The organism is Pseudomonas sp. (assembly GCF_046581935.1).
Taxonomy (GTDB): Bacteria; Pseudomonadota; Gammaproteobacteria; order Pseudomonadales; family Pseudomonadaceae; genus Aquipseudomonas.
Map to the genome: position 1 here is coordinate 205022 of NZ_JAYGFK010000027.1, position 24706 is coordinate 229727.

The 24706-nt window shown below is 55.2% G+C and carries 22 protein-coding genes, 2 tRNA genes and 2 pseudogenes; 5 read left to right on the forward strand and 21 right to left on the reverse strand.

Annotated features, from left to right (window positions below):
• The first annotated feature begins 27 nt into the window (after positions 1-27).
• Positions 28-750, forward strand: a complete 723-nt coding sequence (locus VCA57_RS22360; RefSeq protein WP_411187767.1) for a zeta toxin family protein — start codon at positions 28-30, stop codon at positions 748-750.
• Between the two features lie 255 nt (positions 751-1005).
• Here VCA57_RS22360 and VCA57_RS22365 read toward each other — a convergent pair whose 3' ends face one another.
• Both VCA57_RS22365 and VCA57_RS22370 read right to left on the reverse strand, forming a co-directional pair.
• A complete protein-coding gene (locus VCA57_RS22365) occupies positions 1006-2214 on the reverse strand; it encodes a hypothetical protein (protein ID WP_411187768.1) in 1209 nt (402 codons plus the stop codon).
• 318 nt (positions 2215-2532) lie between these two features.
• Positions 2533-2745, reverse strand: coding sequence for a hypothetical protein (locus tag VCA57_RS22370; protein ID WP_411187770.1), 213 nt, complete (start codon positions 2743-2745; stop codon positions 2533-2535).
• A gap of 35 nt (positions 2746-2780) precedes the next feature.
• On the opposite strand from VCA57_RS22370, the pseudogene VCA57_RS22375 reads away from it, so the two are divergent.
• Positions 2781-3981 (forward strand): annotated as a pseudogene (locus VCA57_RS22375) (tyrosine-type recombinase/integrase).
• Positions 3982-4074: 93 nt separating this feature from the next.
• Here the strand turns inward: VCA57_RS22375 and VCA57_RS22380 are convergent.
• From VCA57_RS22380 to VCA57_RS22425, 10 genes are all read right to left on the reverse strand, one after another.
• Positions 4075-4151: transfer RNA gene (locus VCA57_RS22380), tRNA-Pro, on the reverse strand.
• 81 nt (positions 4152-4232) lie between these two features.
• On the reverse strand, positions 4233-4589 hold the full coding sequence (locus VCA57_RS22385) for a MerR family transcriptional regulator (RefSeq protein WP_411187772.1): 357 nt from the start codon (positions 4587-4589) through the stop codon (positions 4233-4235).
• On the reverse strand, positions 4570-4872 hold the full coding sequence (gene ihfA, locus VCA57_RS22390; protein ID WP_003243414.1) for an integration host factor subunit alpha: 303 nt from the start codon (positions 4870-4872) through the stop codon (positions 4570-4572). The genes VCA57_RS22385 and ihfA overlap by 20 nt, the downstream gene beginning before the upstream one ends.
• Before the next feature lie 3 nt (positions 4873-4875).
• Positions 4876-7254: a phenylalanine--tRNA ligase subunit beta gene (gene pheT, locus VCA57_RS22395; RefSeq protein ID WP_411187774.1), complete on the reverse strand. Its 2379-nt coding sequence runs from the start codon at positions 7252-7254 to the stop codon at positions 4876-4878.
• 45 nt (positions 7255-7299) lie between these two features.
• Complete coding sequence (pheS, locus tag VCA57_RS22400; RefSeq protein ID WP_411187776.1) at positions 7300-8316, reverse strand: phenylalanine--tRNA ligase subunit alpha; 1017 nt, start codon at positions 8314-8316, stop codon at positions 7300-7302.
• Between the two features lie 95 nt (positions 8317-8411).
• Positions 8412-8768, reverse strand: coding sequence for a 50S ribosomal protein L20 (gene rplT / locus VCA57_RS22405; RefSeq protein WP_040069108.1), 357 nt, complete (start codon positions 8766-8768; stop codon positions 8412-8414).
• Between the two features lie 25 nt (positions 8769-8793).
• Entirely contained in the window at positions 8794-8988 is a 195-nt protein-coding gene (rpmI, locus tag VCA57_RS22410; protein WP_090241698.1) for a 50S ribosomal protein L35, read from the reverse strand.
• Between the two features lie 60 nt (positions 8989-9048).
• Positions 9049-9600, reverse strand: a complete 552-nt coding sequence (gene infC / locus VCA57_RS22415; protein ID WP_296218155.1) for a translation initiation factor IF-3 — start codon at positions 9598-9600, stop codon at positions 9049-9051.
• Positions 9600-11522, reverse strand: a complete 1923-nt coding sequence (thrS, locus tag VCA57_RS22420) for a threonine--tRNA ligase (RefSeq protein WP_411187778.1) — start codon at positions 11520-11522, stop codon at positions 9600-9602. Before thrS ends, infC begins: the two co-directional genes overlap by 1 nt.
• 240 nt (positions 11523-11762) lie before the next feature.
• Positions 11763-11839 (reverse strand) — tRNA-Val (locus tag VCA57_RS22425).
• Positions 11840-12024: 185 nt separating this feature from the next.
• Between VCA57_RS22425 and VCA57_RS22430 the strand changes: the two genes are divergently transcribed.
• A complete protein-coding gene (locus VCA57_RS22430; protein ID WP_411187780.1) occupies positions 12025-13308 on the forward strand; it encodes an NAD(P)/FAD-dependent oxidoreductase in 1284 nt (427 codons plus the stop codon).
• Positions 13309-13384: 76 nt separating this feature from the next.
• Here VCA57_RS22430 and VCA57_RS22435 read toward each other — a convergent pair whose 3' ends face one another.
• The 5 genes and pseudogenes from VCA57_RS22435 to VCA57_RS22455 all read right to left on the reverse strand — a co-directional run bounded on the left by VCA57_RS22435 (position 13385) and on the right by VCA57_RS22455 (position 19858).
• The gene (locus VCA57_RS22435) at positions 13385-13990 is read right to left on the reverse strand and encodes a PA2778 family cysteine peptidase (protein WP_411187782.1); all 606 of its coding nucleotides are present in this window, start codon (positions 13988-13990) and stop codon (positions 13385-13387) included.
• 671 nt (positions 13991-14661) lie between these two features.
• Positions 14662-16779, reverse strand: a complete 2118-nt coding sequence (locus VCA57_RS22440) for an ammonia-forming cytochrome c nitrite reductase subunit c552 (RefSeq protein WP_411187784.1) — start codon at positions 16777-16779, stop codon at positions 14662-14664.
• Positions 16780-17377: 598 nt separating this feature from the next.
• Positions 17378-17608, reverse strand: a pseudogene (locus tag VCA57_RS22445) (carboxymuconolactone decarboxylase family protein); the annotation flags it as partial.
• A gap of 238 nt (positions 17609-17846) precedes the next feature.
• Positions 17847-18800, reverse strand: coding sequence for a PDR/VanB family oxidoreductase (locus VCA57_RS22450; protein ID WP_411187786.1), 954 nt, complete (start codon positions 18798-18800; stop codon positions 17847-17849).
• Positions 18797-19858, reverse strand: a complete 1062-nt coding sequence (locus VCA57_RS22455; protein ID WP_411187788.1) for a Rieske 2Fe-2S domain-containing protein — start codon at positions 19856-19858, stop codon at positions 18797-18799. Before VCA57_RS22455 ends, VCA57_RS22450 begins: the two co-directional genes overlap by 4 nt.
• 207 nt (positions 19859-20065) lie before the next feature.
• Here VCA57_RS22455 and VCA57_RS22460 point away from each other — a divergent pair, with 207 nt between their 5' ends.
• Positions 20066-20767, forward strand: a complete 702-nt coding sequence (locus VCA57_RS22460; protein ID WP_411187790.1) for a GntR family transcriptional regulator — start codon at positions 20066-20068, stop codon at positions 20765-20767.
• A 246-nt stretch (positions 20768-21013) separates the two neighbouring features.
• Here the strand turns inward: VCA57_RS22460 and VCA57_RS22465 are convergent, their stop codons facing one another.
• The 4 genes from VCA57_RS22465 to VCA57_RS22480 form a co-directional block, all read right to left on the reverse strand.
• Entirely contained in the window at positions 21014-21451 is a 438-nt protein-coding gene (locus VCA57_RS22465) for a nuclear transport factor 2 family protein (RefSeq protein ID WP_411187792.1), read from the reverse strand.
• A 120-nt stretch (positions 21452-21571) separates the two neighbouring features.
• Positions 21572-22267, reverse strand: a complete 696-nt coding sequence (locus tag VCA57_RS22470) for an alpha/beta fold hydrolase (RefSeq protein WP_411187794.1) — start codon at positions 22265-22267, stop codon at positions 21572-21574.
• Positions 22268-22411: 144 nt separating this feature from the next.
• Complete coding sequence (locus VCA57_RS22475) at positions 22412-22750, reverse strand: protocatechuate 3,4-dioxygenase (protein WP_411187796.1); 339 nt, start codon at positions 22748-22750, stop codon at positions 22412-22414.
• A 31-nt stretch (positions 22751-22781) separates the two neighbouring features.
• Complete coding sequence (locus VCA57_RS22480; protein WP_411187798.1) at positions 22782-23651, reverse strand: gallate dioxygenase; 870 nt, start codon at positions 23649-23651, stop codon at positions 22782-22784.
• 231 nt (positions 23652-23882) lie between these two features.
• Here VCA57_RS22480 and VCA57_RS22485 point away from each other — a divergent pair, with 231 nt between their 5' ends.
• Positions 23883-24560 (forward strand): GntR family transcriptional regulator, encoded by a 678-nt coding sequence (locus VCA57_RS22485; RefSeq protein WP_411187800.1) that lies wholly within the window; start codon positions 23883-23885, stop codon positions 24558-24560.
• The last annotated feature ends 146 nt before the right edge of the window (positions 24561-24706 follow it).

A 24706-nucleotide genomic window follows, 5' to 3' on the forward strand; every position in this document is an offset into this window, starting at 1 on the left:
CCAAAATCGAGAGCACTGTAACGGTCGATGACGGAAGAAGAAGTAGGTATTGAGCAGCGGGCGATTGCCTTCGCAAAGGCAAACAGGACTCGCATCGCCAGGGAAATAGCAGATATCAGGGCGTATCCTGGGGAAGAAACGCCTGTCTCGGTTTTCATGGCAGGCTCCCCCGGTGCGGGTAAGACGGAGGTTTCCAAAGCCCTGATCGCAGGCTTCGAAGATATCGGGGCGAGAGCTCTGCGAATCGACCCAGATGACCTACGCGCCTATTTTCCCGAGTACACAGGTAACAACTCTCGACTGTTCCAACGAGCCGTGAACAGCATAGTCGAGCGCTTGCATGACCTTGTCCTTGAACAACGCCAATCATTTTTGCTGGATGGAACGCTTGCCAACGAGCAGGTAGCCCGACGAAACGTTGAGCGTTCCTTGAGACGCAACAGGGACATCACTATCGTATATGTCTATCAGGATCCCTTGCTGGCCTGGGAGTTTGTGAAAGCTCGGGAGCTTACCGAGGGAAGAAACATTCCGAAGGCCGAGTTCATCAGACAGCTTTTTTCAGCGAAGGAGGTTGTGAAGGTGCTGAAACAGAGTTTTCGCCTGCAACTCAAGGTTGACCTGATCGTCAAAGACACTGACGGGAGTAACCAAGCCGTCGAGCTCAACGTCGGTGCCGATGAAATTGACGCTCTGGTCACCTTTGGATACTCTGCCACTGAGATTGATCGAATTTTAACCGAGGCCTAATCGATGAAAAGAGTTCATGCGGGCAACCCAAGCCCCCTATCGAGCTTTTTCAGAAGCAATTCTGATGCTGCTAAGCGCGCCGCTTATGGTGCTGCGTCTGCTCGCGCCATCGAAAGCCAGCGCAAGGTGCTCGAAGAAGCGAAGAACATTAGAGAGACTCAGGCGCTTGCCTGAAATAATTGCTGATCTGCAAGAAGCCGCCGATCTCAGGCGGCTTTTTTGTGGGAGAAGGAAAGCCGATGGATCTACGAAGCTTTAAAGTCGATCTTTAGGCCCCTTCCATTGCAGGAGTGCCTTGAGCGCATCCAGCTCGCCAACAAGCTCACGTGCTTGGGTAAGCTTATCCATAGCAATACATCGTGCTGCATCGGGCAGATTCGATGTGGAATTCTCAACATCCCTGAAAAAGTCCTGGATCCGCCTGATGTCATCCCATTGTTTGATGACACTCAACAAATCAGCCCTCGCCTGTTCCCTTGCCTCATTCTGCCGTTGAATTTGCTGCCTCTCCTCGAGCCGGCGAATCTGCTCCTCCCACTCCTTCTGCCTAACTCTGGCGTGCTCCTCGGCCTCCTCAACCAATCGAGCAACTACAGGCGCGGCGTCTGTGAGCTGCTGGACGATGTCATCCAACTGGCCACGTAACGGGCTCTGCTTGACCTCTTTCCAACTCTGAGACCAATCAGCACCTGGGTATGGAGAGAACGCCCTTATACATAGCCGGCCGGTCGCAAAGTCCATACGCGTCGACCAATTCCAAGATGAACTCAAGCGGCGCAGTTGCTGCGACGTTATCTTGGAGGTGGGAACGTACTCGCCATCGATATACCGGGCCTCCAGTTCCTCAGTCATCTCAAACAACGTCAGTCCGATGGCAACCGTCCCCACGAAAACCACCGTGGGCTTGGATGGCGACCACAACGCCGGATGCCGGCGCCTTGGCTTCTTGGGAGGATGCTCATGCTCATCAAACGGAGCCCGGGCGTAAGTGCGGTCACTCGGGGCAAACATCACGCGATGACCGGCAGCCTCCAGCTTGAGAAATAACTGGTTCGCCAGTTTCAACGCTGACTCGAGTTGCGGCTTGGTCACCACAACGTCCACAAGGCGCTGCTTCCCGGGCTTGAGGAAACCCTGGTCGATGACGCGACCCTGCGCAAAGACCTCATACGCCCCCACGACAACAGGGTGCTGCCTTGATCGCGATATGCGGAGCTGTTCAGGTCTGATTTTGCGCGGTGCGGGTGCCTTCGGAACCGGTTGAGAAGCAGCACCAAGAGCATCTCCCTTGCGCCAAACCTGAAGGTCACCAGGCCCAGCCTCAGGTAAGGATGGCTGAGGACTCGGTTTTCCATTCTCCAGCTTTACCCAGTGCCCACGCGGCGGCCGCGGGACATTCATTCGGGTACACGCGCGCGCCAAGAAACTTGAGGAAACACGGTGGTGATCCGCAATCTTGGTCATGGGAAGCCGCCACACTTCTGCGTACATATCCTCACGACTGACTGGGCCACCAGAGCTGGAACTAGGTTGCTGAGATACCTATTCTAAAGACACGCATCAATCCTTACGCCTGATATCACCTGACCAAGCCAACGACTGGCCATACGCCCACGATCCATCAGGTCAAACCGAGCCAAAACGGTTGCTGTACCAAACCCTCCGCAGCCCCCTCTACCACGTTGTTCGTCCAGCGATCAGCGGACAGCATCTGCAGCACGGATCAGGGCCGATAAGGAGGCGACATTCATGCCTGCATCATCTGAACAGATAGCCGCACGCTCAATCACCTGCCCACCCCGAATCCTGCGAGCCAGTGCGGCCCCCGCCTACCTCGGCATGTGCCGCACAGAACTCAACAAAACGGTCCGGCCTTATGTTCGGGAATTCCGCATTGGTGTGCAGGGCATCGGCTTTGATCGCGAAGAGTTGGATGCCTGGGCAGACGCCTACATCGACCGGGCCATCATTGAAAAGGAAGGTGCCAAGGGACATGATTACTCCCGCAGCGAGCGCCAAGGAGAAAAGCCATGGCGCGAAAAACCATTAGCGGCCTCTACAAAAGGAACGGGACCTGGCACATCGACAAGGTCTTCAGAGGTCAGCGAATTCAGGAAAGCACTGGATCAAGCGATAGGAAGGAGGCAGAGCAGTACCTAATACACAAGCTGGAAAAGCTCCGGGAACAGAAGATCTACGGCGTCCGCAAGATCAGAACGTGGCGGGAAGCTGCTACGCGTTACCTGACCGAATTCAAGGATCAGCCGTCGATAGGCCTCACGGCCCTCTATCTGGAGCAGTTGGATCCGTATATTGGCGACCAGCCTCTGACTCATGTAGACGACGAGACTCTGGCTCCCTACATAAGGGATCGACTCAAGAGCACCAGAACCAGCGATTGCAAGTTGAAGCCTGGCGTCTCACACCGCACGGTGAACATCGCCCTGGAACGCGTCATACGCATCTTGAATCTATGCGCCCGAAAATGGCGTGATGAGCAGAAGCGTCCCTGGCTCGACGTAGTACCGATGATCACCAAGCTGGAAGAGAAGAAAACCAGACGCATGCCTTACCCGATGTCCTGGGAAGAGCAGTCGATTCTCTTCGCCGAACTGCCTGATCATTTGCGCCGCATGGCCCTGTACAAGGTCAACAACGGCTCACGCGAGCAGGAGGTCGTGAAGCTTCGCTGGGATTGGGAGATACCAATCCCAGAGCTCAACACCAGCGTGTTTCTCATACCGGCGTATTTTGGCGGCCGACATGAGAGCTCCGGGGTTAAGAACGGCGACGAGCGGCTCGTGGTGCTCAACAACGTGGCCAGGTCGGTCATCGAGGGACAGCGTGGGCTTGATCCGGTCCGGGTATTTCCTTACGTACAACCCGATCGAAATGGCAAGGCCACTCCAGTTCACCGGATGAACGATTCGGCATGGAAGAAAGCCAGGGTAAGAGCAGCGAAGAAGTTCCAAGAGCGTTTTCTGCGCCCTGCCCCAGCTGGATTTGCTTCGATCCGCGTTCACGATCTGAAGCACACCTTCGGTCGAAGACTTCGGGCAGCAGGGGTAACGGAGGAGGACAGGAAGGCTCTGCTGGGCCACAAGAACGGCAGCATCACCAGTCACTACTCAGCCGCCGAGTTGGGCAAACTGATCGACGAAGCCAACAGGATTTCGGCCACCAACTCGCGCGGGCCCGGCCCTGACAATTTTGAGGAGAATGGCAGGATGAAAAAAGTCCCGCAAAAGTCCCTACGCTTCTATGTGTGAAGCGTCCATAAAAAATCCAGTCACCGCTAAGTGACTGGATTTTCTAGGGATTTTTTGGTCGGGACGGAGTGATTCGAACACTCGACCCCTTGCACCCCATGCAAGTGCGCTACCGGGCTGCGCTACGCCCCGACTCTACTTCCGTGTTAGCGGAAGCGGCGTGACTCTACAATAACCTGCTGAATTGTGGAAGTTTTTTTTGCGAGTCCTAGCCTATTTACGAAGCACCAAGAGCACGTCTTCAAGCTCCACAATCATCTGCTTGATGAGCTGTTTGTACTGCGTATTGTCGTCCTTGGCCTCATCACCAGAAAGCCGCTGACGCGCGCCACCGATGGTAAAACCTTGGTCGTACAACAGCGCGCGGATTTGCCGGATCATCAGCACATCCTGGCGCTGGTAATAGCGCCTGTTACCACGCCTTTTTACCGGATTGAGCTGTGGAAACTCTTGCTCCCAGTAACGCAGAACATGCGGCTTTACAGCACACAACTCACTCACTTCACCAATAGTGAAATAGCGCTTACCAGGTATCGCAGGTAATTCGTCGTTATGACTTGGTTCCAGCATACGCTTCGACCCTGGCTTTAAGTTTCTGGCCTGGACGGAAAGTCACCACACGGCGAGCCGTGATGGGAATTTCCTCTCCTGTTTTTGGATTGCGACCGGGGCGCTGACGCTTATCGCGCAGATCAAAATTACCGAACCCCGAGAGCTTGACCTGTTCGTTGAGCTCCAGCGCTTGGCGGATCTCTTCAAAGAACAGCTCCACCAACTCCTTGGCTTCCCGTTTATTCAGGCCCAGCTCTTCATACAGACGTTCCGCCATCTCAGCTTTCGTCAGAGCCCCCATACGCTACTTCCTTAACGTGGCGTTGAACCTTTGTTCCAGGAAGGTGAGAATATTTTGTGTTGTAGCACTCACCTCATCGTCATTTAGAGTGCGCGATGGATGCTGCCAGGTCAAGCCGACAGCGAGGCTTTTTCTATCAGGATCAATGCCTTTACCGTGATACACGTCAAATAGCTTGAGGTCAGTCAGCCACTCGCCTGCCATCTCCCGGATAGAACCAAGCAAATCCTGCGCTGGCACATCACGACCCACCAGCAAAGCCAGGTCACGCCGCACTTCAGGGAACTTAGACAGCTCCTGAAACTTAGGCATAACACCCTGAGTGATTTCGCCCAACACCAGCTCAAACATGAAGACAGCTTGATCCAAGCCCAGCGCTTTCGACAATTCAGGATGAATTGCGCCAAGGAACCCTACAAGACGCCCGTCGCGCTCAATACGCGCTGTTTGCCCCGGATGCAACGCGGGATGCTCGCCAGGCACAAAGCTAAAGCTATCGCTTGCACCGGCACTGGCCAGCAGCGCCTCAACATCGGCCTTCACGTCATAGAAGTCGACATCATCCCGAGCATGTGCCCAGCCCTCTGGCAAGCGGCCACCACAAATCACACCCGCTAACATCGGCTCTTGCTTCAAACCTTCGAGCTGACCAACAAAGCGCAAACCACTTTCAAACAGGCGCACGCGCGACTGCTGACGATTAAGGTTGTGCTCAAGCGCCTTGATCAAGCCAGGCCACAAGGAGGAACGCATTGCCGCCATATCTGCGGAGATAGGGTTAGCCAGCATCAGCGGAGCAACCCCAGGATTGAACAGCTCGAACAATTTGGGATCGATAAAGCTGTAGGTGATTGCCTCCTGATAACCGCGAGCAACCAACAAACGACGTAGCGCCGGTAGCTCGATAGCGGCTTCGGCCTTGGTTTGCGGAGCCAAACGCGCTTGCGGGTAACGCACAGGCAAGCGGTTGTAACCATACAAACGGGCAAGCTCTTCAATCAGGTCGACTTCCAAGCTGATATCGAAGCGATGACTTGGCACGCCAACCTGCCACTGCCCCTCGCCATCAGCTCGAATATCCAAACCTAAAGCAGCAAGCAAGCGGACAATTTCGGCATCATCCATCTTCATGCCGAGCATCTGCTCTATGCGCTCAGCGCGCAGCGTGACCGGCGCAACACTCGGCAACTGCTCCTGATTGACGACTTCGATAATCGGCCCAGCTTCGCCACCGACAATCTCCAGCAGCAACGCCGTCGCGCGCTCCATGGCTTCACGCGCCAGCTGCCAGTCCACACCACGCTCGAAGCGGTGCGAGGCATCGGTGTGCAACCCATAGGAGCGAGCCTTGCCAGCGATGGCAATGGTGTCGAAGAACGCACTTTCGAGGAACAGGTCGCGTGTTTTGTCATTAACACCGCTGTGCTCACCGCCCATCACGCCAGCAATGGCCAAGGCGCGACCGTGGTCAGCAATCACCAGCGTATCGCTACGCAAACTGACTTCCTGCCCATCAAGCAGGACAAGCTTCTCGCCCTCCTCGGCCATACGCACACGGATGCCGCCATTGATCTCGGCAAGATCGAACGCGTGCATCGGCTGGCCTAGCTCAAGCATCACGTAGTTAGTGATGTCGACAGCAGCATCAATACTGCGCACATCGGCGCGACGCAGACGCTCAACCATCCACAACGGAGTTGGCTTGGACAGATCGACATTACGCACAACGCGACCGAGGTAACGTGGACAGGCTTGTGGTGCGAGCACTTCGACCGGGCGCACTTCATCATGGCTCGACGCAACTGCCTCGATTACTGGGCGAGTGACCGGCGCGGCGTAAAGCGCACCCACCTCACGCGCCAGACCAGCCAAGGACAGGCAATCACCACGGTTCGGGGTCAGATCAACTTCGATGCTGGCGTCGTCCAGGTCCAGATAGACACGAATATCCTGGCCTACAGGCGCGTCAGCCGGCAGCTCCATCAGACCGTCATTATCTTCGCTGATCTGCAATTCGGACGCCGAGCAAAGCATGCCGTTTGACTCGACACCACGCAGCTTGGCCTTCTTGATTTTGAAATCGCCAGGCAGCTCGGCACCGATCATAGCGAATGGAATTTTCAAGCCAGGACGCACATTCGGCGCGCCGCACACCACTTGAAAAGTTTCCGCACCACTGCTGACCTGGCACACACGCAACTTATCAGCATCGGGGTGCTGTTCGGTGCTCAGCACCTCGCCCACCACTACACCACTGAATACACCCGCAGCCAGCGATACGCTGTCGACTTCCAGGCCAGCCATAGACAGGCGAGCAACCAGATCGTCACGGGATACCTGCGGGCTTACCCAGCTACGCAGCCATTGTTCACTGAATTTCATGTTGTCTGTTCTCCTGAACCGATTCGATTACTGAATGCGAGGGCGCTAGCGAAATTGCGCCAGGAACCGCAGGTCGTTATCGAAGAACAGCCGTAGATCGTTGACGCCATAACGCAGCATGGCCAGACGCTCAACACCCATACCGAAGGCGAAGCCGGAGTATTTTTCCGGATCAATGCCAGACATACGCAGCACATTCGGATGCACCATGCCGCAGCCCATAACCTCCAGCCAGCCCGTCTGCTTGCACACGCGGCAGCCTTTGCCACTGCACATCACGCACTGCATATCGACTTCGGCCGATGGCTCGGTGAACGGGAAAAACGAAGGACGGAAACGAACGCCCAGAGGCTTCTCAAAGAACACCCGGAGGAATTCCTCGATGGTGCCTTTGAGGTCAGCAAAGCTCACACCCTCATCGACCAGCAGGCCTTCTACCTGGTGGAACATTGGTGAGTGGGTGATATCAGAATCGCAGCGATAGACTCGACCAGGGCAAACGATGCGGATTGGCGGCTGCTGGGATTCCATGGTGCGCACCTGTACCGGCGAGGTATGGGTACGCAGCAACATGTTCGCGTTGAAATAGAACGTATCGTGCATCGCCCGCGCCGGGTGATGACCGGGGATATTGAGCGCCTCGAAGTTGTGGTAGTCGTTTTCCACTTCCGGGCCTTCGGCAATGCCGTAGCCAATACGGGTGAAAAATTGCTCAACACGCTCCAAAGTGCGGGTTACCGGATGCAGACCACCCGAGGCCTGACCGCGGCCTGGCAGGGTCACATCAATTTTTTCGGCGGCGAGCTTAGCGCTCAGCGCGGCCTGTTCCAGAGTTGCCTTACGGCTGTTCAGAGCATCCTGAACCTGATCCTTGGCGGCATTGATCAACGCACCGGCTTGCGGGCGCTCTTCTGCCGATAGATTGCCCAGGGTCTTCATTACCTGAGTCAATTCGCCTTTCTTGCCCAGATAGTGAACCCGCAGTTGCTCCAGGGCATTCACATCGTCGGTGTGGCTAACGGCCTCAAGCGCTTGCGAGACCAGCACATCCAGATTTTCCATTTACAGACTCCAGATACGAAATAGGGGAAGAGCTTAAAGGCTCTTCCCCTATTGGTGACGTTTAGCACCGGGCGAGCCCGGTGATTGTCGGGGACTTAAGCCAGTACGGCTTTCGCTTTCTCGACAATCGCAGCAAACGCCGCTTTTTCGTTCACTGCCAGATCAGCCAGTACCTTACGGTCGATCTCAATGGACGCTTTTTTCAGGCCAGCAATGAAACGGCTGTAAGACAGACCGTTAACACGTGCACCAGCGTTGATACGAGCGATCCACAGAGCGCGGAACTGACGTTTTTTCTGACGACGGTCACGGTAGGCGTACTGGCCTGCCTTGATCACCGCTTGCTTGGCAACGCGGAATACGCGTGAGCGTGCGCCGTAGTAGCCTTTAGCGAGTTTCAGAATTTTTTTGTGACGCTTGCGAGCGATAACGCCGCGCTTAACACGAGCCATGAGTAATTTCCTCTATCTTGACCGATTAACGAACGCGCAGCATGCGCGCCACTTTTGCCACGTCAGACGGGTGCACCATGGTGCTACCGCGCAGATGACGCTTACGCTTAGTGGACATCTTGGTCAGGATGTGGCTCTTGAAAGCGTGCTTGTGCTTGAAGCCGTTAGCGGTTTTGAGAAAACGCTTGGCTGCACCACTCTTAGTTTTCATCTTTGGCATGTTCGGATACTCCGCATTCAGTTGATAAACATAACCGCAAGGCCTGCCGTGCCCTGGTGGTTACTTCTTCTTTTTGGGGGCGATGACCATTATCAGCTGGCGTCCTTCCATCTTTGGATGCTGTTCAACGGTGCCGTATTCAAGCAAGTCACCTTCAACTCGCTTCAACAACTCCATGCCCAGCTCCTGATGCGCCATCTCACGGCCGCGGAATCGAAGCGATACCTTGGCCCTGTCCCCATCACTAAGGAAACGTACCAGGTTGCGTAGTTTTACCTGGTAATCCCCTTCCTCCGTCCCTGGACGAAACTTGATTTCTTTAACCTGAATCTGCTTCTGGTTTTTCTTTGCAGCAGCAATCTGTTTCTTCTTTTCGAAGATTGATTTGCCGTAGTCCATTAGCTTACAAACAGGAGGCACTGCATCGGCAGAAATCTCTACCAGATCCAGCTTGGCCTCTTCGGCCTTAAGAAGCGCGTCTTCAATTGACACAATCCCAAGCTGCTCACCTTCAGCGCCAATTAGCCGAACCTCGCGTGCCGAGATATTCTCGTTGATCGGTGCTTTCGGTGCAGCTCGTTTATCTTGTCTCATTTCACGCTTAATAATGATTACTCCAAATCTTGGCGACCACGCCGGGAAACCGCCTGCGCAAGAAGTTCAGCGAATTGAGTGACGGACATAGAGCCCAGATCAGCACCTTCACGAGTGCGCACAGCGACAGTTTTCGTCTCAACCTCCCGATCTCCAATAACCAAGAGATAAGGAACCTTGAGCAAAGTATGCTCGCGGATTTTAAAGCCTATCTTCTCGTTCCTCAAGTCAGACTTGGCACGAAAACCGCTTTGATTGAGCATTTTTTCCACTTCAATGGAAAAATCAGCCTGTTTATCAGTGATATTCATCACCACAGCCTGGGTCGGCGCCAGCCACGCAGGGAACGCACCCTCGTAGTGCTCGATCAAAATACCGATAAAGCGCTCGAACGAACCGAGAATTGCCCGGTGCAACATAACCGGCACTTTGCGGCTGTTATCCTCGGAAACGTAGCTCGCGTCCAAACGCTGCGGCATGTTCGGATCGTACTGCAGCGTTCCGCACTGCCAGGCACGGCCCAGGCAATCAAGCAGGGTGAATTCGATCTTAGGACCGTAAAACGCGCCTTCGCCAGGGAGATACTCCCAAGGCAGCCCCGCCTCGTTCAGCGCATTGGCCAAGGCCTCCTCGGCACGATCCCAGAACGCATCATCACCTACACGCTTAGCTGGGCGCGTAGAGAGCTTCATCTTTACGTCACTGAAACCGAAATCAGCATAAACCTGCAGCGTCAGCTTGATGAAGTCTGCCGCCTCCTTCTTGACCTGCTCTTCGGTACAGAAGATGTGCGCATCATCTTGAGTGAAACCACGCACACGCATGATGCCATGCAACGCGCCTGAGGCTTCATTGCGGTGACAGGAGCCAAACTCCGCCAAACGCAGCGGCAACTCACGGTAGCTTTTCAGCCCCTGGTTGAAAACCTGCACGTGGCACGGGCAGTTCATCGGCTTGATGGCGTAGTCGCGGCTTTCCGACTCTGTGGTGAACATATTGTCGGCGTAGTTACCCCAGTGCCCGGATTTCTCCCAGAGCACACGGTCAACAATCTGCGGCGTCTTGATTTCCAGATAGCCATTCTCGCGCTGCACGCCGCGCATGTACTGCTCGAGCACCTGGTAAATGGTCCAGCCATTAGGGTGCCAAAACACCATGCCTGGCGCTTCTTCCTGGGTATGGAACAGATCAAGGCGCTTACCGATCTTGCGGTGATCGCGCTTCTCGGCCTCTTCAATACGCTGGATATAGGCCGCCAACTGCTTCTTGTCAGCCCAGGCAGTGCCATACACACGCTGCAGCTGCTCATTCTTCGCGTCGCCGCGCCAGTAGGCACCAGACAGCTTGGTCAGCTTGAATGCCTTGAGGAAACGGGTATTCGGCACGTGCGGGCCACGGCACATGTCGACGTATTCTTCGTGGTAGTACAGGCCCATAGCCTGCGTATCTGGCATGTCTTCAACCAGACGTAGCTTGTAGTCCTCGCCACGAGCAGCAAACACATCAATGACCTCGGCGCGCGGCGTCATCTTCTTGATGACGTCGTAATCCTTCTCGATCAGCTGCTGCATGCGCTGTTCGATAGCGGCCACATCCTCTAGCGTGAAGGGGCGCTCAGAAGCGATGTCGTAGTAAAAACCCTCATCAATGACCGGACCGATCACCATCTTGGCAGTAGGGAACAACTGCTTAACCGCATGACCAATCAAATGCGCACAGGAGTGGCGAATAATTTCGAGCCCTTCCTGGTCTTTAGGCGTAATGATTTGCAGCGTTGCATCGCTACCAATCAAGTCGCAGGCATCAACCAATATGCCATTAACTTTACCGGCTACCGTGGCCTTAGCCAGGCCTGCACCAATAGATTGCGCCACCTCAAGTACGGATACTGGGTGATCGAACGAACGCTGACTGCCGTCGGGAAGAGTAATGATGGGCATGGCGCCTCCTCTCCTAGTGGTGACCTCTACCAAAGGCCACATGGGTTGGGATGAGCCAGTAAGCGATTCGGCGGTGTACCTGCCATACAGAAGCAGAAGCTTGTGAGCCAAACCAAAACCGAACCGCAGTCACTGGAGGTTTAAACAACAACTAACCGCACGGATGCTTACAGAAAGCCTGGCTTACTGACAAGAACCCCAAAAAAAAGGGCCGCCTAAGCGACCCTTTTCTACCAAATCTGGTAGGCACGATTGGACTCGAACCAACGACCCCCACCATGTCAAGGTGGTGCTCTAACCAACTGAGCTACGTGCCTACGATGGGTGCGCATTCTACGGCCACGCAAAAAAGTGTCAATAGGTTTTTTCGCTAACTGCCTGAATAACTGAATTTTTTACTGTTCTATCGTGCGTTTTATATTTCGCACAGGCCACTAGCCGAGTATTTTCAACTCAGGTAGCATCCAACCAATCGTAAAAAATAAAGAACAGAGGTTGCAAAATGGCGCACACAGCTTATCCACAATCCTATTACGCGGCCTCCGCCAATCCGGTGCCAGCCCGCCCAGAATTGAATGGCGAAGTCGAAACTGACGTGTGCATCATCGGCGCAGGGTACACCGGCCTATCTACCGCTATTGCCCTCCTGGAAAACGGTTTCAAGGTCAGCATTGTTGAAGCGGCTAAAGTCGGCTTCGGCGCATCCGGGCGCAACGGCGGGCAGATCGTCAATAGTTACAGCCGTGACATTGATGTCATCGAGCGCAGCGTTGCTCCCAAACAAGCGCAACTATTGGGCGACATGGCCTTCGAAGGTGGCCGGATCATTCGCGAGCGCATCGCCAAGTACAACATTCAGTGCGACCTCAAAGATGGTGGTGTATTTGCCGCCAATACACCTAAGCACATGAAGCACCTGGAATCGCAGAAAAAGCTCTGGGAGCGCTACGGCCATACCCAGCTGGAACTGATGGATGCCAAGCGTATACAAGAAGTTGTCGGCACCGACATTTATGCGGGTGGCATGCTGGACATGAGTGGAGGCCATATTCACCCACTCAACCTAGCCCTGGGCGAGGCCGCTGCGGTCGAATCGCTAGGTGGGGTAATTTACGAGCAGTCCCCGGCTATCCGTATTGAGCGCGGTGCCAATCCCGTTGTGCACACCCCCAATGGCCGAATCAAAGCCAAGTTCGTGGTGGTGGCTGGTAACGCCTACCTGGGTAACCTGATTCCCGAACTGTCGGCCAAGTCGATGCCATGCGGTACTCAGGTCATTACCACTGAGCCGTTGTCCGCCGAGCTGGCGAAAAGCTTGCTACCGCAGGACTACTGCGTTGAAGACTGCAACTACTTGCTCGATTACTACCGACTCAGCGGCGATAACCGCCTGATCTTTGGTGGTGGCGTGGTCTATGGTGCCCGTGACCCAGCGAACATCGAAGCAATCATTCGCCCGAAAATGCTCAAGGCCTTCCCACAGTTAAAAGACGTGAAAATTGATTATGCGTGGACGGGTAACTTCCTGCTGACCTTGTCGCGCCTACCACAAGTCGGCCGACTGGGCGACAACATCTACTATTCGCAAGGCTGCAGCGGCCACGGCGTGACCTATACGCACCTGGCGGGCAAGGTCCTAGCAGAAGCGCTGCGCGGCCAGGCTGAACGCTTTGACGCATTTGCTGACTTGCCGCACTACCCTTTCCCGGGTGGCCGCTTGTTTCAGGTGCCATTCAGCGCCCTGGGAGCTTGGTACTACACCTTGCGCGACAAGCTGGGCATCTAAAACCGAACCCGCAAACCAAAACGGCACCCTATGGGTGCCGTTTTACGTTCTGGCTCAAGTACATTGCCACTGCCCTTTACAGCACCGCATCCGGCCAAACCTTGCGTGCCGTGCGCAACGCACGCTGCGCTGCTTGCGTTTGACCCTGCGCCTGCAGATTCCGGGCAGCCTGTAACCAGACGCGCTCAACAGGCTGCGCCGGCAGCTGATTAGTCGGCTGAATCAGTACAGCCCAACGCCCCGCCTCACCCCAAGCGTCGTCGAAACTAGCAAAACTGGTGTGCCAACGACGGGAGTTGCCCGACCTCAATATCAGTATGCGTTCGCGCTGGTCATAGCCCACCAACACTGCAAACTGCGAGCCCGGCCCACCAAACAACCGATCCTGCATCACCAGCACCGGATGTCCTGCGGATACCTGCTGCATCAGCGCATCCAAATTACCGGGCAAGGGATAAACCAGCAAATCATAAGAGCGCGCCACTGCCTCAAGCCCGGCTTGCGCGCTCTGCCCTTTTGCCAACTGCTGCATACGCTCATCCACCAACCCTGGGCTAGTGATCACCCGGTGATGATTGAGCAACGCCGCCAACGCCGAAGGCCCGCCCGGAGCATCACTGAGCTGGAAGAACGGCACATCAACCAGCTCCACGCGCTCAGGTAAACGCGCCGTTTCGGGCAATAGCTGCGGCCCACCTGAACAAGCACTAAGCAGACATAAGACGGCAAACGGCAGAAATCTTAATGCGCGTACAGGCTGGAACATTGCTCACCCACTGGCTTGTTTGTGGCGCAGAGCATAACGATGAAATCGTGCATACCCCAACCTATCCGCAAAAAATGCAGCAACACATCAACTTAATACTCACAAAGCGCCATACTTCACAGGTAGCAAACTGCCAGGCATCGCTCCCAATACGTACGTGGCATGGCTCTGCCAATCAACCAGCAAATGCCCCCTGTACGCCCCACCTTATCCTTCCCGCCGCTTGGCGTCGCGCCCATGGTGAACTGCCCAAATAATGACTGACGCCTCTTTTTATTTGCGGCGCCAGGTCAAATCTGAGCGCACTGAAACCTCTGCCACATTATTCGGACTCCAAGTTAAAGCCCCAACGCTGCGGCTAGGCACCAGGACTAACTTTTACAACATAATCAGCCCAGAGTGTGTAAAAACGCTGAGCCAAAATTGAAGTGCGCTCGTCTAAGAGAAATCTGAAATTTATCGGTAGGTCAGCAGATATGGATTTTGCGTAGAACCGCATTTTTCAGCACGTTTTTTGGTTTTTACTGCCCTTGAAAACGTTTTTACACAGCCTCGGCCGGAAGCTGTCGTTGACAGGAGGCAGTGCCCTAATCCAGCTCATCACGCAACTGCTGCAGCCCCCGCTCATTGGGCCTAAGCACCAGTAGTATTTCGGCCCAGCGCTTGGCGTCTGCGAGCCGACCAATATCGCGGTTGAAGGTGATTAGTCCGATAAGAACGTTCTGATCTAGCGGAAAGTCTTTGTACGTGGCCTCGAGTACGTTGATGGCAGTCTCGGCTTGCCCAGAACTGTTGAGCGCCACCGCATAGACATAACGATAACGCAGGTTCGTTGACGCAAGCTGGCTGGCTTTGGCTAGCGCGCTGACGGCTTCCGGCAAGCGCTTCTGGCGCGCCAACGCCAGCCCGAGAGCATGGTACAAGGTGGCTTCTTGCGGGCTACGAGCCAGCCCCTCTCGCAGGACTTTCTCCGATTTCAGCTCCTGACCTTGGCTTTGGTAGAGGCTAGCCAGATTGAGCACTGCAGCAGGAAACGGGGCGAGCGCTATGGCCCGGCGCAAGTAGACTTCAGCCTGGGACACATCACCGCTTTCGGCATATAGCGAGCCAAGGTTGGTGAGCGACTCTGGACGGTCGGCATTGAACTGCTGCGCCGCAATGTACTCATCCAGAGCCTTATTAAATGATGCTCGGAGCTCTGGTTTGAGCTGCTGCTCTGCTGCTCCAGCCAAGGCGCGAGCGGCACCCATGCGTACGCCGCGTACCGGATCATTAAGCAGCGGAGGCAAGACCTGCGAACTCATCATGGGAAAGATACGGGCGACAGCTTCGACCGCGGCTAGGCGAACCTGATCATTGTCCGAATAGAGACCATCGACCAGCAGATTGAAGGTTTGCTGGTCACGACGTTCAGTCAGGCGCGACAGTGCCGTGGCGCGAGCAATAGCTGGCTGATTCTTATCAGCCGCAACTGCCACCAACGCTTGGTGAGCAGATGGCGCTCCCTGGCTCGCGGCCGCAAAGGCCTCGGCATAGTGCTGATGGCCCGTAGCGGGGTGTGGGTACCACTGCTGTACTTTTTCGGCGGCCCATTGCGGCTTTTTGTCGGTGTGGCAACTATTACAGGCGTTGGGCGTACCTAGAGCGACCGACAGGTCGGGACGTGGAATACGCAACGAGTGATCGCTACGCGGGTCGACCTGCATATACGTAGTCGTCGGCATGTGGCAACTGATGCATTGCGAGCCCTTTGAATTACTGACATGAAAGCTGTGTTGCGGGCCGTCGTATTTACTCGGCAGGTGGCACTGGGCGCAGACACCGTTACCTTCAGCGCGCAATTTGAGCGAGTGCGGCTCGTGGCAGTCGCTACAGGTCACCCCCTTGGCGAGCATCTTGCTCTGTAGGAAAGACGCATGAGTAAACACTTCGTCACGCTGCTGACCATCAGGCCAATACAAGCCATCATCGAGCAGTACGGGGCGATAATTATCGGACAGGCGCTGACCATGCACAAAGGTATCGCTATTCTGACCTCGGCGTGAGTGGCAGGCGGCGCAGGTTTCGATCTCGGCAGTACCTTTGCGTGGTTCACTGCGAGTGGCATTGCCAGTTTTCAGCTGGCTCAACCAGCTAATACCGCGGCGCTCATCAAGTCTTCGTGGTAACCCCTTGCCTGGCCCGCTGAAAACTTCCGTGTAAGGTTCTTGCTTAGCCCAGGACACATGGTTAGAGCCAGGGCCGTGGCACGCCTCGCAGGAAACGTTGATCTCCGACCATTGGGTGTGAAAGGTATTGCTGGCGGCGTCAAAGTTCTTTTGCAGATTGGTGGAGTGGCAATCGGCGCACTGGTAGTTCCAGTTCTGATCGATGCCGGTCCAGTGCAGGTTGTCGCCGGCCTTGAGCTTCTGATCCGGGTAGAGGTGGAACCAACGTTGACCTCCCTGCCCTATCGGCCGGGAGTCCCAAGCAATACCGAATGCTTGCAGGCGGCCGCCGGGAAGTTCGATCAGGTATTGCTGTAGCGGAGTAAAACCGAAGGTGTACTTGACTTCGAAGTCGGCTAGCTTGCCGTCTGGGCCGTCAGTATTGATGAAGAATTTGCCATCCCGGGTAAAGAAGACGCTGGTAATGCCGTTGTAGGTGAAGGCCGTATGATTGAAGCTGCCCAGCACGCTTTTATCCGTGGCTATCTGCATAGCCATGTCATGGTGCGACCCTTTCCACAAATCGTGCTGCTGGCGGTGACAAACGGCGCAGGTTTCTCCACCCACATAGCCGAGGACGTGCTTATCGGTTGCGGCTATCGGGGAACTGGATGGATTGGACGGAGCAACGCTACTGATAGCCGTCGGCGTAAGCACCACGCCGCCCAGGCTAAAATAGGCTACGCCAGTGGCAAACAAGAGCCCTAACGTCACCAACAAGAACAAGTTCTGGCGCAAGCGACTCGATTCTGCAGCAGCAGAAGCATCGACCGGCTTAGCGCTTTTAGGTGATGGTTTTTTCTTATTCTTATGCAATTGTTGATCTGCCAATCAGAAGATGAAAATCCTGCCTAGGATGTATCGGGGCGCATTTGTCATACCGACGCAAGCTATAGCCAAGAAGGATTGCGCGAGTCATACCAATTGTTAACGGAATGCACGCTTAACTAGAGGCACTGAGAGATAAACTTGCGAGCTGCGAGGCTTCTGCGTTGCAAACTTACTGCATGTGCGCACGCGTGACTGAACTCAGAGAGCGACTTTAAAGTAAATAACCCATAGCCCCGCTCCAGCTCGAGTCCGTCGTTGGTACTTCTCACGGTCGCTGGCACAAAGGCGTCATTAATAGAGTTAGCGGCACCGCGCCCATTTCGGCCCATACCTGCTCGTACAAATGAAATGCAGCGTTGGCGGCCGGAATGCCACAGTGGATCGCGCGCGGCATCAATACCTCCTTGATTTCCTCACAGGTCACGCCGTTGTTCTTGGCGGCCTTGAGATGCAGTTTGAGTTCACCTTCACGGGTCATGCCTATCAGCATGGCAATCGCCGTGGTGGCTTCTGCGATACCAATGCGCTCTGGCTTACGCCGAAAAACTCCAGAGGTGAAGTCAACTCGGCCGGAAAGTGGCTGGTCATAATCCGCACCACTATACGTCCGACGCTATAGCTCTCCCCCCCCTGCGTAGTCCTTACCGGTGGGAGAGCTAATCGGCGTGCGCTGTATCAGAAAGCGGCCAGGTATCACTGGCACCGCTACTTTCCAGCGCCGTGGAAGCTAATCGTTAAAGATCTAATACCAAGCAAACACTCTTCGCACGCGAACAACACGGAGTGAATTGATCGTTACTCGCGCGCTCTGCAGCAGTCATAAAGGCGTCACGATGATCCGGCTCGCCATCGATTACGCGCGTAAGGCATGTACCGCATATGCCCTGCTCGCATGACACTGGAATGATTACCCCGGCCTCATCTAGCACTTGCACCACGGTTTTATCCGCTGGTATCTGGAACACTTGGCCACTGCTGTTTAAGCGGACTTCAAAGCTTCCGTCATCAGCTCTTGTAGTCGCAGCTGCACTGAAGTATTCGCGGTGCAGCCGCTCCTCCGACCAACCCAGAGCACGAGCACTTTCGAGTACAAAGTCCATGTAGCCGGTTGGCCCACACACATACAAGTGGGTGTGGGCGCATTGCTGAGTCAGCACAGCAGCAATATCCAGTCGTTGCTGCTCGCCGGCATCATCAAAATGGAAATGCACATTAGCGGCAAAATCAGCCTGCTGCAGGCGCCTGACGAAGGCAGCTCGCAGCGAAGAACGACTGGAATAGTGCAGTTCGAAATCTGCGCCGAGCTGAGATAACCGTTGGGCCATGCTGAGAATCGGAGTGATACCAATACCACCGGCAAACAGTAGGCTACGTGGAGCACCTTCATCCAAGGCAAACAGGTTGCGTGGCTCGCTGATGCGCAACATCTGACCGACGCGAAGTGCTTCGTGCACAACCTTTGAGCCGCCCCGCGAAGCAGCATCTTTGAGCACACCAATGCAGTAACGGCTGCGCTCTTCAGGGTTATTAAACAGCGAGTACTGACGGATCAGCCCGTTGGGTAAATGCACATCGATATGCGATCCGGCAGCGAAAGCCGGCAACTCACTACCGTAAGCGTTGACCATTTCAACGCTTACGATGTCTTGGGCTACAAGGCGCATGGCCGTGATAAGCACATCCATCACGATGCACTCCGGGCAATAACCGAATCGTCAGCCTGTTTTTCAGCCGCAATAATGCGCTCAATGATGCGACGTGACTGCACACCACCGGCATCAATATTGAGTTTGAGCAGAGCACGCTCGGGATGCGCCAGCAGGTTGCGCTGCTGGCGTTCCAGCATGTCTAGATCTTCAGAGAAAATCTTGCCCTGGCCGATACGAATGGTCTCGGTCAACTCGGCATCTTGCGGTTTGAAATTGCGCGCCATGCCCCAGAAGTACCAGATTGAGGTATCGGTTTCCGGCGTAATGAAATCGACCACGATACTGCCGGCCTTATGCTCTGGCGCGGCGTCATAACCGCCATTGCCCGCATGCGCCACGCCAACCTCGATCAGTACATGGCTCGGGGGGGTAAAACGGCAGATCTGCCAACGGTCCACAGGTACATCATCGGCCAGGCCGTTACCACGCAATGCAGAACGCCAGAACGGCGGCGCCATGACGCCTTCCATAAAGCGACTGGTAATAACGACCTCGCCTTCAACCTTAGTGGTCACCGGCGCTTCGTCGATCTCTTTCTGACCAATGCTGGAGGCATGCACGTAGGTCTCATGGGTCAAATCCATGAGGTTATCGACCATCAGCCGATAATCACAATTGATATGGAAAAGGCCGCCGCCATAAGCCCACTCTGGGTTCTCGGCCCATTCCAGATGATGAATCAAGTCGGGGCTAGCCTTCTCCGGATCACCCGGCCATACCCAGATAAAACCGTAACGCTCTTCTACCGGAAAGCTACGAATAGCGGGGAAACCCTGCACGCGCTGGTTCGGCATCGAGGCTACCTTGCCATTACAGGCCATCACCAGGCCGTGGTAGCCGCACACCAGTTGTCCGTCCTGCACATAACCAAGGGACAACGGCGCACCACGGTGTGGGCAGAAATCCTCGACGGCGGTGACCCGCCCCTCATGACCACGGTAGAACACAATGCTCTCGTTGCAGACTTTCCGCCCCAGGGGCTTTTCAGCAATTTCATCTGGGGTGCAGGCGACGTACCAAGCGTTTTTCGGGAACATGGTTTGCTCTCGCTTATTGTTATTAATGGATCCAATACAAGGCAAATTTACCTATGGCCCTAATTTTTAGCAATCCAATGGATCCAATATTAGTACGATAAACGAACGAAACCCGCTATCTCGCGGCCTTGAAAGCGCTAGCACGTCGCACCGGATCAAGAGTACATTGGCAACTTACGACATCAATTGGATCCAATAGAGGGTGAAATGAGCGGTTCGGGCCAACGCGTACTCAACCTGCTGCGCAAGATGATCATCGACGGCGAGTTCCCAGCCGGTGAGCGCCTCGCAGAGATTCCCACAGCCGAACGTCTGGGCGTTTCGCGGATGCCGGTACGCATGGCTTTTCGCGCGCTGGAACAAGAAGGCTTACTGGCTCGACTGGGCGCACGTGGCTTCACGGTTAAACAGATGAGTGCCGATGACCTGGCGGGTGCCGTGGAGGTTCGCGGTGTTCTCGAAGGTCTGGCAGCACGTCAGGCCGTCGAGCGTGGGATACCTGCCGAACTCCGCGAGGTGCTACTGACCTGCCTGCAACGGGGCGATCAGCTGTTTGTAAAAGGCAGTGTCTGCGAAGAAGACCTGGTCGAATATCACGACATCAACAAGCGCTTTCATCAGGCGATTATTGAAGCCAGTAACAACATCGCTATAACCGAGGCGCTTGCTCGCAATGAGCACCTGCCCTTCGCTTCAGTCAGCTCACTGGCCGTCGACCGCAATGATCTTGCCCTGGAATACCGCCGTTTCTATTTTGCCCACATGCAACATCACACCGTGGTGGATGCCCTGCTGAGCGGCCAAGGCGCACGGGCAGAGATGATCATGCGCGAACACGCTAACGCCACCTTGCGCTACGCACACCTTTTCAGCTCAAAGCCAAGAGATGGGCTGAAAGTTATTCAGTGACGATTGCAATACAGGCCAGTCGCGGCCAGTCCCTGGGCTGACACAACGATTGGTCAATCGCAGCGCCTGGGCTCTCCACATTTTGTGGCCGATGTATGTCCGCCACGACTGGCAGCACAGGTCGATTGATTTGCGAAAGCACGGCCGCTATTTAGCGAACGAACCCGCGCTTGCGACATTGAGAACCAGTTGAAATTGCCTGCCCCCTCCACGGTGGACTTACCCGGCACTTAAAAACTTAAGCAACTATGGGCTTAACTTGAGATCAACCTGGCCTAATCGCTGACTAAAAAACCACTTACCTTCGACCAACTTCAGTGTGTCTTTAAACGTGCCTATAAGATGAGGCGGAGTGGCTATTGGCGCCTGGCCATCGTTGGCGGCGGCATACAAAATGATATAGCTGGTGGCATGCGCCTCGGTTGGGCTCACAACATCGATGACAATATTCGAGGTCACATGACGGCTCAATCTGCTCGGGCGCGCCCGGAACGCTTTCAAAATTTCCGACCGACCACAAATGGGATCATGGGGTGCACTTGGACGTGCAAAGACCCCATCCTCAGTAAACATGGCCGCAAGGCCTTCACTGTCGCCCGCATCATTCAAAAGCGCAAAACGCTTGATAAGGCGAGAGCACTCATGCTCGATCAGAACATGCCTCATCATTTCAATTTCACTCATACAACCCCCACTAACAAGACTGCAAAAAGTATGTTCATCACGCGAGAAAGTAGCGTGATGAACTCAATAGCTCATATCGCATTGATGAACATCCACGCCAGCCTGTAACAGGCCTCCGTGCTACTCCTGCAACCAGGCTCGCAAGGCCGCATTGACGGCCTCTGGCGCTTCAAAGGGGGCCATGTGGCCGCTGTGCTCGAAAACGACCAAGCGCGCATGGGCTACTTTCTCCGCCATTTCCTGGTGCTGCGCCAACGTGCTCCACACATCCTCACGGCCAACCCCGATTAGCGCCGGGCACTGGATGGCTCGAAGTTGCTCAGTTGCATCGGGGCGCTGCAGCAGGGCTTTGATTTGCCCGACCAGCGTGTCAACACCCATACGTTCGACCATCTGCACAAGCGGGAGCATCATGCTTTCATCATCCACATGCGCGGGATGCAGCATTGGCGCGAGCCAGCGCTCGGCCACGGCAGACATACCCTGCTCCCGCGCCAAATTGATCAGTACCTGACGGGTACTTGCTTCGCCCTCGCGAGCGGGATGCGTGCCAGTATCCAATAGCGCAATCCGCTCGACGCGTTCCGGAGCCAGTCGATAGACCTCAAGGGCAACGCGCGCGCCCATCGAATGGCCAGCCAATGCAAACTTGGCCGGAGCCTGCGCCAATACACGCTCGGCCATCGCCGTGATGCTTTCGTATCCACGGAAATCGAGGGCATCAACCACCGCCAGATCTTGCAGCGCATCAATTTGCGCACGCCAAACAGTTTCGTCACATAACAGTCCGGACAACAGATACAGGCTTTGCTTCATTTAAGATTTCCTAATTAGATCCCCGGCGCAGATCACATGTGCGGCCAAGGGTCAGACCTTCTTCACAATCAAGCTCTCGCATCCCAAGCGTTTAGCGGATAGGCCGCCGTCTTGTTTTGCCTAGATCAGACCGCCAGCATGGAGTCAGCGCATTTCAGGGACACGACGGGTTTTGAGAAAATCCTCATACGTCTCACCACGCATGATCGCGTAGACATGCATGTTGCTCATCTTTACTACACGGGCAAACTTCTCAACGACGAAGAAATTGGCGCCGTATTGAACCAACCCCAACCAGTCCAGGCGGCGAACCAGATCCTTTTCAAATTCGTTGAGACCGGCCTCCGCCATCAGGCTCTCGGCATCCTGCAGATAACGCTCCCGCCACTCGGCACCGATCATGTTCCAGAAGAAGCGATTGAGCTTCAGCGCCTTGTTGCTGACCCGAAGATCAAACACATAGGTGCCACCAATTTCGTCCATACCAACTACTTGCGGATTCACATCAGAGCCCTCAGCTAATGGAAGCGTTGTCTTGCGCCGACGGGGACAGCGCCTCGTAGAGCACTGCCGTCATGGCCGTGGTCGTGGCGAGGTAATAGTTTTGATGCACCTTGCGCAGCGGGCCCTCGACGGCACCGCGCATGGCCAACCACATGATCTGCTCAACGCTCTCCGCACCACCGAGCCGGACATAGCCGGCATGTGTCATGCGCGTCAGCACTTGCGGGTCATGCTCAAGCAGTTCGAGAAACTCCATGTCCCACTCGGTGTTGTTGAAGCCGGTACGTTCACCGTGAATCTGATGTGACAGTCCGCCGGTGCCGACGACGACTACATTCAAATCCTCAGGGTAGGACTCCACCGCGCGGCGCACTGCCTGGCCCAAGCGGTAACAACGCTGGGCGGTAGGCAACGGGTACTGCAGAACATTGACCGCAATCGGGACCACCACACCAGGCCAGTCTGGTTCGTGCGGCCACAGCAGTGGCAGAGGCGCGGCACAGCCGTGGTCGATTGGCTTGTTCTGGAATACGGTCATGTCAAATTCATCATTGACCAGCGATTCAAGGATGTGCGCTTGCAGCGCCACATCACCTCGTATTGCCGGTAGCGGACGCAGACCCGCGCCCTCATCGGCAACCTGAAACCGCTCACCCACACCGATGGCGAAGGTGGGATACATATCGAAAAAGAAGGTGGTGCAATGGTCGTTATAAAAGAACACCAGCACATCCACTTCTTTCTCAGCCAACCAGGCGGCAATCGGCTTATAACCATCAAACAAGGGAGCCCAAGCGGGGTCTTGCTGTTTACCCTTGTCGTATGCCACACCAATAGTCGGAACATGAGATGTACCGATTGCACCAATTATTTTGGCCATACTTACCCTCCTTACTCTTTTTCTTATTTTGGGATCCTAATGACCGATAACCCATCAGGAAAATCATTAAATAAACGACATTAGGATCCAATCGTAAGATCGAGCCAAACACCTGTCAATCAATAGGTGTAATCAAACGCCACTTTGGGATCCCAATTACAAACGCCAGGATCAGCCGTTACAATCTCCCGGCGCCTAGAAAACAGCGCCACACTGAAGGGAACCTCGAACTTGACTGACAGCACCTCACCGAAACAGCATCTACTGGCCGCCCTAAAGATCCGAGAACTGATACTCCGCGGCCAACTTCCTGCAGGAGAACGGGTCACCGAGGCCGCGCTTGCAGAGCGCCTGGGCCTTTCCCGAACACCCGTTAGGCAGGCGCTGCCAGCTCTTGCACAAGAAGGGCTACTGGTGCCGGTGGGCAAGCGCGGTTATGCCGTTCGCGTGTTTACTGCAGCCGAAACCCACATGGCCCTGGAGATCCGGGCCACACTGGAAGGTATGGCCGCTCGGATTGTGGCGGAGCAAGGCCTTAGCCCTGAGCTACTGGAGGAGTTCCAGAAATGCCTCGATGAAGGGGATGAAATTCTGAGCCGCGATGGGCTCGGACAAGAGGAAGAACAGGCATACGGGGAAATGAATCAGCGGTTCCACGAACTGATCCTGCGGGCCGCACAAAAGCCATTACTGAACGAGCTCGTTGCGCGCTGCCTCGTTGTGCCGTTTGTCTCTCCACTCATGGTGGCTTTCGGTGATCCAGACATCACCCTGATACGCGAAGACCTGACCTATGCCCACCGACAGCACCACTACATAGTGGAAGCACTCCGCAATAGAGAGGCGACTCGTGTCGAAATGCTCCTGCGCGAGCATGCGGCCACCCAGCGGCATAGCATGAGCCTTTAGCAGACACTAGGGAAACTCTGAAAAAGACTTCCTGATTTTGGCAAAATACCCAGACTCCACCCGCCGAGTTTTCCGATGAAGCAGATGACCTTCGCCGACGCCGAGTACGCCGGTAAGCGCAAGCAGACCCGCAAAGAGTTGTTCCT